This is a genomic window from Bradyrhizobium sp. Kon37, assembly GCF_055807535.1.
In genome coordinates this window covers 614,552-628,046 of record NZ_JBVVOY010000001.1, presented here as the reverse complement: position 1 = coordinate 628,046, position 13,495 = coordinate 614,552, and the positions used below count along the sequence as shown (strand labels likewise).

The 13,495-nt window shown below is 65.3% G+C and carries 12 protein-coding genes; 5 read left to right on the top strand and 7 right to left on the bottom strand.

Going from position 1 to position 13,495, the window contains the following annotated elements:
- Positions 1-182: 182 nt before the first annotated feature.
- From dut to ubiE, 4 genes are read right to left on the bottom strand one after another with little or no spacing between them, the layout of a single operon-like run.
- Positions 183-641, bottom strand: coding sequence for a dUTP diphosphatase (dut, locus tag AC0L3J_RS02950; protein WP_473345869.1), 459 nt, complete (start codon positions 639-641; stop codon positions 183-185).
- The gene (gene coaBC, locus AC0L3J_RS02945) at positions 638-2,116 is read right to left on the bottom strand and encodes a bifunctional phosphopantothenoylcysteine decarboxylase/phosphopantothenate--cysteine ligase CoaBC (RefSeq protein ID WP_473345868.1); all 1,479 of its coding nucleotides are present in this window, start codon (positions 2,114-2,116) and stop codon (positions 638-640) included. The genes dut and coaBC overlap by 4 nt, the downstream gene beginning before the upstream one ends.
- A gap of 56 nt (positions 2,117-2,172) precedes the next feature.
- On the bottom strand, positions 2,173-3,747 hold the full coding sequence (gene ubiB / locus AC0L3J_RS02940; RefSeq protein WP_473345867.1) for a 2-polyprenylphenol 6-hydroxylase: 1,575 nt from the start codon (positions 3,745-3,747) through the stop codon (positions 2,173-2,175).
- Positions 3,744-4,505, bottom strand: coding sequence for a bifunctional demethylmenaquinone methyltransferase/2-methoxy-6-polyprenyl-1,4-benzoquinol methylase UbiE (gene ubiE / locus AC0L3J_RS02935; protein ID WP_027566148.1), 762 nt, complete (start codon positions 4,503-4,505; stop codon positions 3,744-3,746). The genes ubiB and ubiE overlap by 4 nt, the downstream gene beginning before the upstream one ends.
- An 81-nt stretch (positions 4,506-4,586) precedes the next feature.
- Here ubiE and mutM point away from each other — a divergent pair, with 81 nt between their 5' ends.
- Together mutM and AC0L3J_RS02925 are read left to right on the top strand one after the other, a co-directional pair.
- On the top strand, positions 4,587-5,468 hold the full coding sequence (gene mutM / locus AC0L3J_RS02930; protein WP_473345866.1) for a bifunctional DNA-formamidopyrimidine glycosylase/DNA-(apurinic or apyrimidinic site) lyase: 882 nt from the start codon (positions 4,587-4,589) through the stop codon (positions 5,466-5,468).
- Positions 5,469-5,474: 6 nt separating this feature from the next.
- On the top strand, positions 5,475-6,044 hold the full coding sequence (locus AC0L3J_RS02925) for a GNAT family N-acetyltransferase (protein WP_473345865.1): 570 nt from the start codon (positions 5,475-5,477) through the stop codon (positions 6,042-6,044).
- A gap of 284 nt (positions 6,045-6,328) precedes the next feature.
- Here AC0L3J_RS02925 and AC0L3J_RS02920 read toward each other — a convergent pair whose 3' ends face one another.
- Complete coding sequence (locus tag AC0L3J_RS02920; protein ID WP_473345864.1) at positions 6,329-7,072, bottom strand: nucleotide-binding protein; 744 nt, start codon at positions 7,070-7,072, stop codon at positions 6,329-6,331.
- Positions 7,073-7,311: 239 nt separating this feature from the next.
- Between AC0L3J_RS02920 and ggt the strand changes: the two genes are divergently transcribed.
- A complete protein-coding gene (gene ggt / locus AC0L3J_RS02915; protein ID WP_473345863.1) occupies positions 7,312-8,991 on the top strand; it encodes a gamma-glutamyltransferase in 1,680 nt (559 codons plus the stop codon).
- Positions 8,992-9,058: 67 nt separating this feature from the next.
- Here ggt and AC0L3J_RS02910 read toward each other — a convergent pair whose 3' ends face one another.
- Entirely contained in the window at positions 9,059-10,417 is a 1,359-nt protein-coding gene (locus tag AC0L3J_RS02910) for a serine protease (RefSeq protein ID WP_473345862.1), read from the bottom strand.
- A 229-nt stretch (positions 10,418-10,646) separates the two neighbouring features.
- Here AC0L3J_RS02910 and AC0L3J_RS02905 point away from each other — a divergent pair, with 229 nt between their 5' ends.
- Positions 10,647-11,450 (top strand): HesA/MoeB/ThiF family protein, encoded by an 804-nt coding sequence (locus tag AC0L3J_RS02905; RefSeq protein WP_473345861.1) that lies wholly within the window; start codon positions 10,647-10,649, stop codon positions 11,448-11,450.
- A gap of 9 nt (positions 11,451-11,459) precedes the next feature.
- On the opposite strand, the gene AC0L3J_RS02900 is transcribed toward AC0L3J_RS02905, so the two are convergent.
- Complete coding sequence (locus AC0L3J_RS02900) at positions 11,460-12,467, bottom strand: aldo/keto reductase (RefSeq protein ID WP_473345860.1); 1,008 nt, start codon at positions 12,465-12,467, stop codon at positions 11,460-11,462.
- 115 nt (positions 12,468-12,582) lie between these two features.
- Between AC0L3J_RS02900 and AC0L3J_RS02895 the strand changes: the two genes are divergently transcribed.
- Positions 12,583-13,494: a LysR family transcriptional regulator gene (locus tag AC0L3J_RS02895; RefSeq protein ID WP_473345859.1), complete on the top strand. Its 912-nt coding sequence runs from the start codon at positions 12,583-12,585 to the stop codon at positions 13,492-13,494.
- Position 13,495 lies beyond the last annotated feature (1 nt).

Here is a 13,495-nt window from a genome sequence, read left to right as displayed (position 1 = left end):
CCCAAGATCGCACGAATTTGCGCGCGGCGACCCCCGTCGCGCGCGAATCAAACGACAATACCCTCACCGTGACTCCAGCGGTAAGAGTCCAGATCGTGAACGCAAAGGCGGTCCCAAAAAAATGCGGGGCGCGGTGTTCCAATTCACGTAGTTCCTCGGTGATTCGGCCGGATGTGCCGCGCCTAGCGGCCGGTCGAGCCGAATCCGCCGGCGCCGCGGTCGGTTGCCGACAATGTCGCCACGGGAACCAGCGCGGCCTGCACCATTGGCGCGATCACCATCTGCGCGATGCGCTCGCCGCGCTTGACCACGAAGGCGGCCTGGCCGTGATTGATCAGGATCACCTTGATCTCGCCGCGATAGTCCGCGTCGATCGTGCCCGGTGAGTTCAGTACGGTGACGCCGTGCTTGGCCGCAAGCCCGGAACGCGGCCGCACCTGCGCCTCGTAGCCGGGCGGCAACGCCATCGCGAGGCCCGTCGGCACCAGCGCGTAGTGGCCGGGCGCAAGCGTCAGCGGCTCGTTCTCGGCCACCGCCGCCATCAGGTCGAGACCGGCGGCATCATTGGTCTGATAGGCCGGCAGCGGCAGCCCCTCCGCATGGGGCAGGCGTTGCAGTTCGACCGTGATTTTGGTGCTCAAGACGCGGGCTCCGGGGCTTTGTCGTTCAAGGATTTGCCGGTCACGCTCCTTGCGATATGCGCGACCAATTCAATGGCGACCTGTTCCTTGGTCATCACCGGCCAGGAATCAACTGCAATCTCGCCATCCTTCTCATCGTTCTTCTCACCGCTCTTGCGACTGATGAGGTGCACGGTGTTGCGGTCCCCGCCCATCACCCCGGTTGCGGGGGAGACGTCGTTGGCGACAATCCAGTCGCAGCCCTTGCGGGCAAGCTTCGACTTGGCGTTGTCGATGAGGTGCTCGGTCTCGGCGGCAAAACCGATCACCAGCGGCGGCCGCGTGTCGGTCAGTTTCGAGATCGTCGCCAGGATATCGGGGTTCTCGACCAGCTGGAGCGGCGGCATGCCGGCCGAAGTCTTCTTCAGCTTCTGCTCGCCTTCATTGACGACCCGCCAGTCGGCGACGGCGGCGGCGAAGATCGCGATGTCAGCGGGGAGCGCGGCCTGCACCTGCTCCAGCATCTGTCGTGCCGATTCCACATGCTTGACCGTCACGCCCTGGGGATCGCGAAGCTCGACCGGGCCGCTGACCAGGATCACCTCGGCGCCTGCGGCTTGTGCGGCGGCAGCGATCGCAAAGCCCTGCTTGCCGGAGGATCGGTTGGCTATGTAGCGCACCGGATCGATCGGCTCGTGGGTCGGGCCTGCGGTGATCAGCACGCGCTTGCCGGCGAGGGGGCGCGGCACCGGCGGCCGCAGCAGGCGCTCGGCGGCGGTCGCAATTTCGATCGCCTCGGACATGCGGCCGATCCCGGCTTCACCTGCTTCCGCCATCTCGCCGGAATTCGGCCCGATCAGCATCACGCCGTCGCGCTGAAGCTGCGCGACATTGCGCCGTGTCGCCGCGTTGTTCCACATCAGCGGGTTCATCGCCGGCGCGAGCAGGACCTTGCGGTTGGTCGCGAGCAGGATGGCGCTGGCGAGATCGTCGGCATGACCGTTGGCGATCTTGGCCATCAAATCCGCGGTCGCGGGCGCTACCACGATCAGGTCGCACTCGCGCGCGAGCCGGATATGACCAGCGTCGAACTCGCTCTGGGGATCGAACAGGTCGGTGTAGACGCGCTCATGCGAGAGCGCGCTCACGGCCAGCGGCGTGACGAATTGCTGCGCCGCCTTGGTCAGCACGCAACGCACCTCGATCCGCCGCTCCTTGAGCCTTCGGATCAGGTCGAGCGATTTGTAGGCCGCGATCCCGCCGCCGATGATCAGGGTGACGCTGGCTTCTGGGACGGCGCCGGCGCGTTGGGGCAGCGGGGTGACCGAGGCCGCGGGCGGCGCCGTGAATGGCGTCAGGGGCTCCTCGCGGCCCTCGATCAGCTCCCCGAGGATGACCCGGACCTCTTCCTCGACCGACCTGCGGTTCTTGGCCGAGCGCAGGCGGAGGAAAGTTTTGACGTTCTCGTCGAGCTTGCGGATGGTCAGACTTGCCATGGCACTCTCCGGCGCGGAATGATAGCGATGCTATCACTCGCATGATTGCACTGCAATCAAAGATTCCGGACGGCGATCAGGATGCCGATGAAGGTCGCGGCGATGATCCAGAGCGCCACGGTGCGCCAACGGTTCTTGCGGCCCTCGCTGCGGCCCATCGCCGCGATGCTCTCCGGCGACAGCCGGATCCCCTCCCGGGTCATGGTCTCCAGCTGTTCGAGCACCGCAACCGAGCGCGCGGCGATATCAGGCAGACGCATCAGGATGCGCGCGAGATCGCCGGTGCCGGAGATCGCGCCCTGGACCCGGCCGATCGGGCCGAGATTGCGCTCGATCCATTCCCGCACCACGGGGTCGGCGACCTTCCAGATGTCGAGCCTGGGATCGAAGCCGCGTGCCACACCCTCGACCACCACCATGGTTTTCTGGAGCAGGATCAGCTCGGGCCGTGTGGTCATGTCGAACAGGCCGGTGACCTCGAGCAGCAGCGTCAGCAGCCGCGCCATCGAGATCTCTTCCGCCGTGCGGTTGTGAATGGGCTCGCCGATGGCACGGATCGCTTGCGCGAAGTTCTCGACCGAGTGATGCGCGGGCACATAGCCCGCCTCGAAATGCACTTCGGCGACACGGCGATAGTCGCGGGTGATGAAGCCGAGCAGGATCTCGGCGAGGAAGCGCCGCTCCTTCATGCCGAGCCGGCCCATGATGCCGAAATCAACCGCGACGAGACGGCCCGCGTCATCCAGGAACAGATTGCCCGGATGCATGTCGGCGTGGAAGAAGCCGTCGCGCAGCGCGTGGCGCAGGAAGCTCTGAATCACCTTGCGGCCGAGATCGGGCAGGTCGACCTGCGACTCGGCCAGGCGCTTGTGATCGTTCAGCGCGATGCCGTCGATCCACTCCATCGTCAGCACGTTGTGCGTGGTACGGTCCCAGTCGACGGTCGGTACGCGGAAATCAGGATCGTCGCGCGTGTTCTCCGCCATCTCCGATAGCGCCGCGGCCTCGAGGCGCAGGTCCATCTCCATCGCGACCGAGCGAGACATGGTGTTGATGACTTCGATCAGGCGCAGGCGCCGCGCCTCGGACGAATAGGATTCGGCCTTGTAGGCGACGAAGAAGAAGTCGGAGAGGTCGCGGCGGAAGCGTGCGGCCACGTTGGGGCGCAGCACTTTCACGGCGACCGCCTTGTGGATGCCGTCGCGCAGGACCTCTCCGCGATGCACCTGTGCGATCGAGGCGGCTGCGACCGGCGCACTGAGGCTCACGAACACATCGGTCAGCGGCCGTTCCAGCGACGTCGCGATCACGGCTTCCGCTTCGACTTGCGAAAACGGCGGCAGGCGATCCTGCAGGCTTTCCAGATCACGCGCCATGGCAACGCCGACCACATCGGGACGCGTCGCCAGAAATTGTCCGAGCTTGAGATAGGCCGGGCCCATCCGGGTCAGCGCGCGCGACAGCCGCGGGCCCTGCTTCGGACCGCGCCGCTCGATGATACGCGCAAGTTTCAGCGCGAGCTGTCCGTGCGGCGGTACCAGACTCGGATCGACGGCGCCGAACACGCCCTCGCGTGCGAATACGAACGCGGCGCGCATCAGGCGCGCACTATGGGTTATGGCAGAGATCACAAACGCCAGCCCGAATGCAGTGCGACGATGCCGCCGGACAACATCTGCCAGTTCACGCGGGCGAAGCCGGCGTTGCGGATCATGTCGGCGAAGGCGTTGGGTCTTGGAAACTTGCGGATCGATTCGACCAGATATTGGTAGGACTCGGCGTCTCCCGTGATCATGCGGCCGAGCGGCGGGATCACCTTGAACGAGAACAGGTCATAAAGGCGATCGAGCCCGGGCATCTCGACGGTGGAGAATTCCAGACAGAGGAAGCGGCTGCCTGGCTTGAGCACGCGATAGGCCTCGGCCAGCGCAAGGTCGATCCGAGGCACGTTGCGAATGCCGAAAGCGATCGTATATGCGTCGAAGCTGCGGTCGGCGAAGGCGAGCGCTTCGGCATTGCCCTCGACGAAATCGACCTGGGTCTCGAGATGGCGCTTTGCGGCGCGCTCGCGGCCGACCTCCAGCATCCCGGAATTGATGTCGCAGACGGTGGCATGGAAGCCCGCGCCTGCGGCCTTGGCGGCGCGGAACGAGATGTCGCCGGTGCCGCCGGCAACGTCGAGCAGCGCGAACGGCCGGTCGCCTCTGGGCGGGTCGAGCGCGGTGATCATGATGTCCTTCCAGACCCGGTGCAGGCCACCGGACATCAAATCGTTCATCAAATCATAGCGCGACGCCACGCTGTGAAACACATCGTTCACCAGCGTCTGCTTGTCGCCCAGGGGCACGTCCCTGAAGCCAAAATGCGTGGTTTCGCCCGGCCGATCCATTACTCTACTCCACGAGGCGGACCATAGCGCGCCCGCCGCAATGGCGCTATCACACCGCCCTCATAAGGTGAATGCCTGACCATGCCCGAATTGCCCGAAGTCGAGACCGTCCGCCGCGGCCTTCAGCCTGTCATGGAGGGTGCGAAAATCCTGGTCGCGGAGGCCCGCAGGCCCGATTTGCGCTTTCCCTTCCAGCCCGACTTCGTGGCGCGGCTGAAGGGACAGGTCGTCACGGGGCTCGGCCGCCGTGCAAAATATCTCATGGCCGATCTCGCCTCCGGCGACGTGCTGTTGATGCATCTGGGCATGTCGGGCTCGTTTCGCGTCATCAAGCCGGACAACGAGGCTCAGCCCGGCGAGTTTCACTATCCGAAGGCCAAGGACTCCACGCACGATCACGTGCTGTTTCGGATGTCCTCCGGCGCCGACATCATCTTCAACGATCCGCGCCGCTTCGGTTACATGAAAGTGATCGCGCGCAGTGCCCTCGACGACGAGCCGCTGTTGCGCGGGCTCGGCCCCGAGCCGCTCGGCAACGAATTCGACGCAGCGATGCTGGCGCGGTCCTGCGCTGGCAAGACCACGAGCCTGAAAGCCGCGCTGCTCGATCAGCGCGTGGTCGCGGGGCTCGGCAATATCTATGTCTGCGAAGCCCTGCATCGCTCGCATCTGTCGCCGCGCCGGATCGCCGCGACGCTCTCGACCAAGAAGGGCGAGACGACGGACCACGCGAAGCGACTGGTCGGCGCGATCCACACCGTGCTGAACGACGCCATCAGGGCCGGCGGCTCCAGCTTGCGCGATCATCGCCAGACCTCGGGTGAGCTCGGCTATTTCCAGCACTCGTTCAAGGTCTATGACCGGGAGGGCGAGAAATGCACCACGCCGCGATGCGGCGGCACCGTGAAGCGGTTTACCCAGAACGGCCGGTCGACCTTCTGGTGTCCGAAATGTCAGAAGTGAAAGGCTATGCAGACACTGCAGCTTGAAACCGAACGGCTAATCCTGCGTCCGCTCGCGTTGTCTGATGCGCCGGCGATCCAGCGTCATTTCGACAATTGGAGTATCATTCGGCATCTCTCCACTGTCGTGCCCTGGCCGTATCCAGACGATGGCGCAGAAGCTTTCGTCAAACTGCAGTTTGACAAGGTCTCAGCCGGAGAGGAGATTTATCTTTGGGCGCTGGTGCTGAAGGGCGGCGACGGTGAGGCGATTGGAAACATTCATTTCCGGCCCCGTGCCGAAGGCCTGAAAGGCCATCGCGGCTTCTGGCTAGCCGAGCCTTACTGGCGGCGCGGGTTGATGACGGAAGCGGTCGCCGCGGTGAACGACTTCGCCTTCATTACGCTGGGCCTTGACCATTTCTACGTCTGCAACGCGGCCACCAACGAGGCCTCGCGCCGGGTCAAGCAGAAGACCGGTGCAGAGTTCGTCGGATTCGTCGAACTCGCGCATCACGGCGGACAGTCGAAAGCGGAGAAATGGATCGTGCGGCGTGAAGCCTGGCTGCGCGAGAGAGGCAATGTGCGGCTGGATTGAGCCAGCCGGGGCGGGGGTAGCGCGCTCCTCTCCTGCAAGTGCCGTAGCCCGGATGGAGCGAAGCGCAATCCGGGATCTTCGTGCAACGGATGGAGACGTCCCGGATTGCGCTTCGCTCCATCCAGGCTACGAAAGCGAATTCGCTGCGCTCGCAATGCCGATGGATGGAGTTTCCCAAAAACGCGAAGCGAAGCAATCCGACCGGGCTGGTGGCCGGATTGCTTCGTCGCTAAGGCCCCTTCCGGATGGTGAAGGGCCGGCTGGCGTCTGAGCGATTGCCCCGCTCAGGACGCCAGTATCGTGGTCTCGTCGGCTGCAAGCTCGGCGGCGACGTGCAACATTCCGTCCGCGGCCGCGATGACCTGGTCGATCAAGACATTGGTGGTGGCAGCGAGCTCGAGCCGGGTCTCGATCCAATGCCAGAGGCCGCGGATCTCCTCGGTCGACTTGCCGTTCGGGGCGAATTCGCTGACCGCAAGGCCGCTCGCAAGCGAGTCCTGGTGGTCGTTGCGCATCACGATCAGGGGCCGCGCGAGCACCTCGGCGAGATCGAGCGCGGCTTCCTCGGCGAGGGCATTGGCGGCATTGTCGATGCGCTGGCCGCGGATCGGGGTTTGGTTCAGCACGAAGCTGTAGGGGCGCTTCCAGGCGCGCGCGACGCTGAGCGTCGAAACGGTCGCCTCGATGTCGGCGACGCTCGGGCGGGCCGGGATCAGGCAGAGGTCGGAATGGCGGATCGCGGCGGTGGTCGCGGCGCTGAGGCCGGCGGCGGTATCGACGATGGCGAGCTGGAGGCCGCTGTCGGCGAGCATCTTCAGGCGCGGCTCGATATCGGCGGCGTGATAGATCGGCTCGACGACGAGATCATCGGTGGTGCGGCGGCGCTGCCAGTTGGACAGTGTGCCCTGCGGGTCGGTTTCGATCAGGCGAACGGTGAAGCCGGCCTGCTTGGCTGCCAGCGCGAGGCCGATGGCGAGCGTGCTCTTGCCGCTGCCGCCCTTTTGGGTGGCCAGTACGATCGTGTGCATTGAAGATCAATCCTTTGGAGTGCTTGGGTCTCGGGAAACGCCACGCGAACGTGCATCAATCTCGATGCTGAGCTCTTCTCGCTCAGGACGTGCCGGCCCAATCCAAAGGGGATCGCGGAGGTCCGAATCAGCAGTCACGATGATGTCGCAATCCGGAATGCCAGCGAATCCGTACCATTACTGGACCCGTACTCGTACGTGTGCTGTGCTTGCTGCCGTGAATAAGAAGGACAAGAGGCATGGGCGGAAACTGGCGCGACCGGACGGCGACGAATTTTGAATGCCAGAAGATGCCCGCGGTATCGAGCCGCGGCATGGTGGTCAGCAACCATCCACTGGCCTCAAGCGCCGGCGCGGAGATGCTGACCGCCGGCGGCAACGCCATCGACGCCGCAATAGCGACCCTGTTCACGCTGACCGTGGTCGAGCCGATGATGGTGGGCATCATCGGCGGTGGCATGGCGCACATCCGGCTCGCCGACGGCAGCCACCGTTTCATCGACGGGCAGAGCACCGTGCCCGGGGCGGTGCTTGACACCAGCTACACCCCCACGCCGGGTTCCGCGCATGACGTGTTCGACACCGTCGGCAATGAAAATCTCAACGGACCAAAGGCGGTCGCCACACCGGGTTCGCTGAAAGCCTGGTGCGAGACGTTGCGCCGCTTCGGCACCATGAACCTCGCCGACGTCATGCAGCCCGCGATCAAGCACGCCGCGCGCGGCTATGCGGCGACACCCTATCTGCACGAATGCATCAGCGAGAGCGCCGCCGAGATGCGCAAGGACAAGCCGATCGCGGCGATCTATCTGCCAGACGGCGAGCCGCTCAAGGTCGGCGAGCGCGTGGTACAGGCCGAATATGCCGAGACGTTGCGGCATATCGCCGACCACGGCGAAAAGGCGCTCTATGAGGGGCCGCTTGGCGACATCCTGGTCGACCACCTGGAAAAGGCCGGCGGCTTCATCCGGCGCAACGACCTCACCGGCTACAAGACCGTCGAACGGCAGCCAATCCGCGCCGATTACCGAGGCTGGACCATCTTTGGCCCGCCGCCGCCCGCGGCCTCGGGCGTGCATATCGCGCAGATGCTGAACATCCTGGAGGGTTACGACATCGGCAGCCTCGGCTTCGGCACACCGGAAACGATCCACTATCTCGCCGAGGTCCTGAAGATCGCCTTCGCCGATCGCGCCGCCGCCAGCGGCGATCCTGATTATGTCGGCGTCCCCGTGGAGCGGCTGACCTCGAAGGCCTATGCCGAGGAGCGCCGTGCTGCCATCGATCCGGCGCGGGCGCAGAGCTGGGGCGCCGGCGTGTCGCAGCTTGAAGGCACTCACACCACGCACATGACGGCGGCTGACGCGTTCGGCAACGTGGTTGCGACCACGCAGACCATCAACAATCTGTTCGGCGCCAAGATCATGATCCCGGGCCTCGGCGCCATCGCCAACAACTACATGAACCTGTTCGATCCGCGTCCAGGCCACGCGCTGTCGCTGGCGCCGGGCAAGCGGGTGACGACCTCGATGTCGCCGATGATGGCGCTGCATGACGGCAAGCTGCGCTATGCGCTGGGCTTGCCCGGCGGAAAACGAATCTTCCCGAGCGCGATGCAGGCGCTGCTCAATCTGATCGACCACGGTATGAGCTTGCAGGAAGCAGTCGAGGCGCCGCGGGTCTGGACGGAGGGCAATGCGCTCGAAGTCGAGCAGAAGGTGCCGGAGAGCGTGCGCGCGAAGCTCGAGCGCCTCGGCCACAAGGTGCAGCCTGTTGCGACAGTCGCCGGCGGCATGAACGGTATCGCCTTCCACGACGACGGCACCATGAGTGGCGCCGCTTGCTGGCGTGCGGACGGCACGCCGGTCGGGATTTCCGGCGGTCTCGCGAAGGCCGGGATCAGGTTCAGGCTGAGCTAATGGCGCGCTGGGTCGCGAGCTCGGTCAGCTCTTCCGCTTGTGGAGAGGTTGCGCGCCTTCGGCGAGCTTACTTCCGCACGCAGATCACGCGCACGACGGCGGCTTTCGCATCTGTGGACATGCCGTTCGCGGTGACGGCGCTGGCTTTCAGGAAATCACGTACGGTTTCCGCGGAGACCATCACCGCCAGCGACGCCGGCACCGACGTCGCGGCGCCCGCAACCATCGCCGGCTTCAACAGTGCGATGCCGGCGAACTTGCCGTCGCCGTCGATGGCGGCGCTGCCGGAGAAGCCGACAGCGGGTGGCGGTGAGAGCGGGGAATCGCCGCCACCGACAGATGCCAGCGCAGCCTTGAGGCTCGACACACCGGCGGCTCCGCCCTGGCTCTGCGGATCAGCGATACCGACGATATCGACGCTCGTCTTCGCCGCGCCGCTATCGAGGCTGAACGGCTTCAGACCGTGGGCCCCGTAGATATGCAGCAGCGCGAGATCGTGTTCCCGGTCCTCGGCGAGACGATCGGCGCTGCCATAGCCGGCGACCGTGATCGCGAGACAGGAATCGGTGACGAGGCGGTCGGTGACGATCGCACCATCGTCGCTGATGACGAGGCCGGTGCCATATTCGACGGTCTTGCGCGGCGGCGGCCCGGCTTGCGGCCCTGACGGAAACGCGTTGAACGCGCTCGACATCGCGATCACGACCGGCTCGACCGTGTTCTCGGTGGCCTGGTCGTAGAGGATCGTCATGATGCGGACTTCATCGCCCCGAGAAGTGCCGCGCATGTAAAATTTCTTCAGGCCCTGCAGACCCGACAGCACGAAGAAGTCCGGCTTCACCACGGTGTAGTCGACCTTGCGACCCGGCTCTTTCTTCTCCGCTTCGGCAAGCTTGGCTGCGGTCGGGTTCGCCTCCTTGCGGCGGCTGAGCAGCACCTGCACCGTACCGGTGGGCGAGGTCCATTTCGAGCCGTTGGCGTCGGTCGCCTGCTGCGGCACCAGTTTCGAGGGAATGCCAAGCCGCGCGCCGCTGGTCATCTCCGTCACAATCTTCCAGCCGACGCTCTCCTGTTTGCGGCGCGCGGTCTCGGCGAGCGCGGCGCGTTCCTGCGGATTGAGCACGCCGGTCGGCTTGCCGCCCTTCGCCTTCTGATACTCCTTGATCGCCTCGACCAGCCGCGCGCTGACGTCGCCGGTGATGGCGCCGTTATATTGGCCGACCCAGGCGAGGTCGGACTGCAGCGACAACCGCTCCGCCTGCGCCATGGCATCGGCCGTCGCAGCCGGCGTCTGCAATGCAGGAGGCCGGATCGGAACGGTCTGGACCGGCTTCGGCTTGGTGCCGGGGATCTGCGGTGTCGTCATCTGGGCGTGTGCGCCTGTCGCAGCCGCAAACATCAGTGTTGCCGCAAGCATCGATCTCATGACAAATCCAGCCAGCCCATTGAACGCAATGCCATTGAAGCACATCTCGTTGGTCGCGAACAATGTTGCGGTGGTTCAGGCGGGCAGGAGAGGTCTAGCTCCTCATCCTGAGGAGCCGCGTAAGCGGCGTCTCGAAGGATGAAGGCCGTGCAGCTGCAGCGGGGCCTTCATGGTTCGAGACGGCGCTTCGCGCCTCCTCACCATGAGGGGAGGATCTGGAAGGATAACGATGCTGAGCCCGGACGAACTCGAACGTTATGCCCGCCATATCGTGCTGCGCGATGTCGGTGGTCCCGGCCAGGCTGCGCTGAAGCGGGCCTCCGTGCTGGTGATCGGCGCTGGCGGGCTCGGTGCGCCCGCCTTGATGTACCTTGCGGCTGCCGGCGTCGGTACGCTCGGCGTGGTCGACGACGATGTGGTGTCGCTGTCGAACCTCCAGCGCCAGGTCATTCACACCACGCCCGATATCGGCCGGCACAAGGTCGAGAGCGCGGCCGAACGGATCACGGCGCTCAATCCGCATGTCAGCTTCGTCGGCCACGCCACCTGGCTCAATGCCGACAATGCGCTGGCGCTGATCGGCGACTATGACCTCGTGCTCGACGGCTCCGACAATTTCTCCACCCGCTATCTGGCCTCGGACGCCTGCTTCTTCGCCAAGAGGCCGCTGATCACGGCGGCGCTCGGCACCTTCGATGGCTCGCTCACCACGATCCGCGCCCATGAGAAGAACGAGCAGGGCGAATTCAATCCGACCTATCGTTGCCTGTTCCCGGAGGCGCCGCCGCCCGGGACCGTGCCGGCCTGCGCCGAAGCCGGCGTCATGGGCGCGCTGGCGGGCGTGATGGGCTCCATGATGGCGCTGGAGGCGATCCGCGAGATCGTCGGCTTTGGCGACGGCCTGGTCGGCCGTCTCCTGATGATCGATGCGCGCGCGATGCGCTTCGAGACGCTGCGTTACGCGCGCGATCCGGCCAATCCGCTCAATGGCGATGGGCCTGTGATCACTGACCTCAGCGCCCATCGCACCTGATCGCAGCCGCTACGCCGTGGCCGGTTTCTCACTGTCGAGATGCGCCATCTGCTCGGCGGCGTAACGCGTACCGGCGGCGACATCGGGTGGGAAGGCCTTTGCCAGCACCGCGAGATGAGCTGGCGTCAGCGTGACCCTGGCCGCACCAAGTGCCTCGCTGAGGCGGTTGCGGGTGCGGGCACCGACCAGCGGCACGATCTCCTTCCCTTGCGCCGCCACCCAGGCGATCGCGACTTGTGCCGGCGTCGCGCCAATCTCGGCGGCGATGGCGCGCAGCTGCTCCACCAGCGCCAGATTGACGTCGAGATTCGATCCCTGGAAGCGCGGCGTCATCAGCCGGTAGTCCTTGCCCGACTTGCCGGAGTCCTTCGACCAATGGCCGCTGATGAGGCCGCGCGCCAACACGCCGTAAGCCGTGATGCCGATGCCGAGCTCGCGGCAGGTCGTCAGGATGTCGCGCTCGATGCCACGCTCGATCAGCGAATATTCGATCTGGAGATCGGCGATCGGGTGCACGGCATGCGCGCGGCGGATGGTGTCGGAGCCGACCTCGGACAGGCCGATATGCCTGATGTAGCCGGCCTTCACGAGATCGGCGATGCCGCCGATGGTCTCCTCGATCGGAATGTTGGGATCGAGCCGCGCCGGACGGTAGACGTCGATGTAGTCGGTGCCGAGTCGCTGCAGTGAATAGGCCAGGAAGTTCCTCGTAGCGGCCGGCCTCGTGTCCATGCCGGTGAATTCGCCGGCAGGACTGCGCAGCGCACCGAATTTGACGCTGATCTGCACCTTGTCGCGCGGCACGTCCTTGAGCGCTTCGCGCACCAGCATTTCATTGTGGCCCATGGCGTAGAAATCGCCGGTGTCGATCAGGGTGATGCCGGCATCCAGCGCGGCGTGGATCGTGGCGATGCTCTCGCCGCGATCGGCGGGGCCGTAGACCTCGGACATGCCCATGCACCCGAGGCCGAGGCTTGAGACGGTCGGGCCGGTTGAACCGAGTTTGCGCTGTTCCATGATGGCTCTCCTCGAAAAGGCGCTGACTGCGCCGCGTGACGAGGCCTGATATGCGCCTGATCGATTGCGCCGATAAGCTGGACAATCGAGAATGGCTTGTTCACATTAGCGAACAATGACTGAGCCCGACCTGCGTGATCTCGACGTCTTCGTGGCGGTCGCCCGCACCCGCAATTTCCGGCGCGCTGCGGTCGAAATTCGCGTGTCGGTGTCGAGCCTTAGCCAACGATTGCGGGACCTCGAAGAGCGCCTCGGCGTCCGCCTGATGAACCGCACCACCCGCAGCGTCGCCCTGACCGAGGCGGGCGATCTGCTGCTGTCGCGCTTGGCGCCGGCGCTGCGCGATGTCGGCGACGCCCTGGATCAGGTCCGCGGCCTGCGCGAAGTGGCCTCGGGCAGGCTGCGCATCAACGCGCCGCCGCCCGCGGTCGATCTCGTGCTGGCGCCGATGATCGGGCCGTTCCTTCAGGCCTATCCGCAGGTCGACCTCGACATCGTCTCCGAGAGCGGGTTCGTCGATATCGTCAGCGCGGGCTTCGATGCCGGCGTGCGCTATGGCGAGCATCTCGCGCAGGACATGGTCGCGATCTCGCTGAGCGGCCCGCAGAGCTATGTCGTGGTCGCTTCGCCCGATTACCTCGCGCGCCGCGGCAAGCCTGAGCATCCGAAGGATCTGCTCGACCACGATTGCATCCGCGCCCGCTACTCCAGCGGTGTCATGCATGATCTGGAGTTCGAGAAGGCCGGTCAGCTGGTGAAAGTCGATCCGCCGGCAAAGCTGATCTCGACCAACATGGGCCTTTCCATGCGGGCTGCGCTCGACGGCGCCGGTGTCTGGGCGACGCTTGATGGTTATGTCGGCGAAGCCCTGAAGTCGGGCGCGCTGGTCAGGCTGCTCGAAGACTGGTGCGAGCCGTTTCCGGGCCCGTTCCTGTATTATCCAAGCCGGCGCCAGACCCCGCCGGCACTGCGGGCCTTCATCGATTTCGTTGCCGACTGGCGCAAGCGCGAAACACGCAACAAATAGA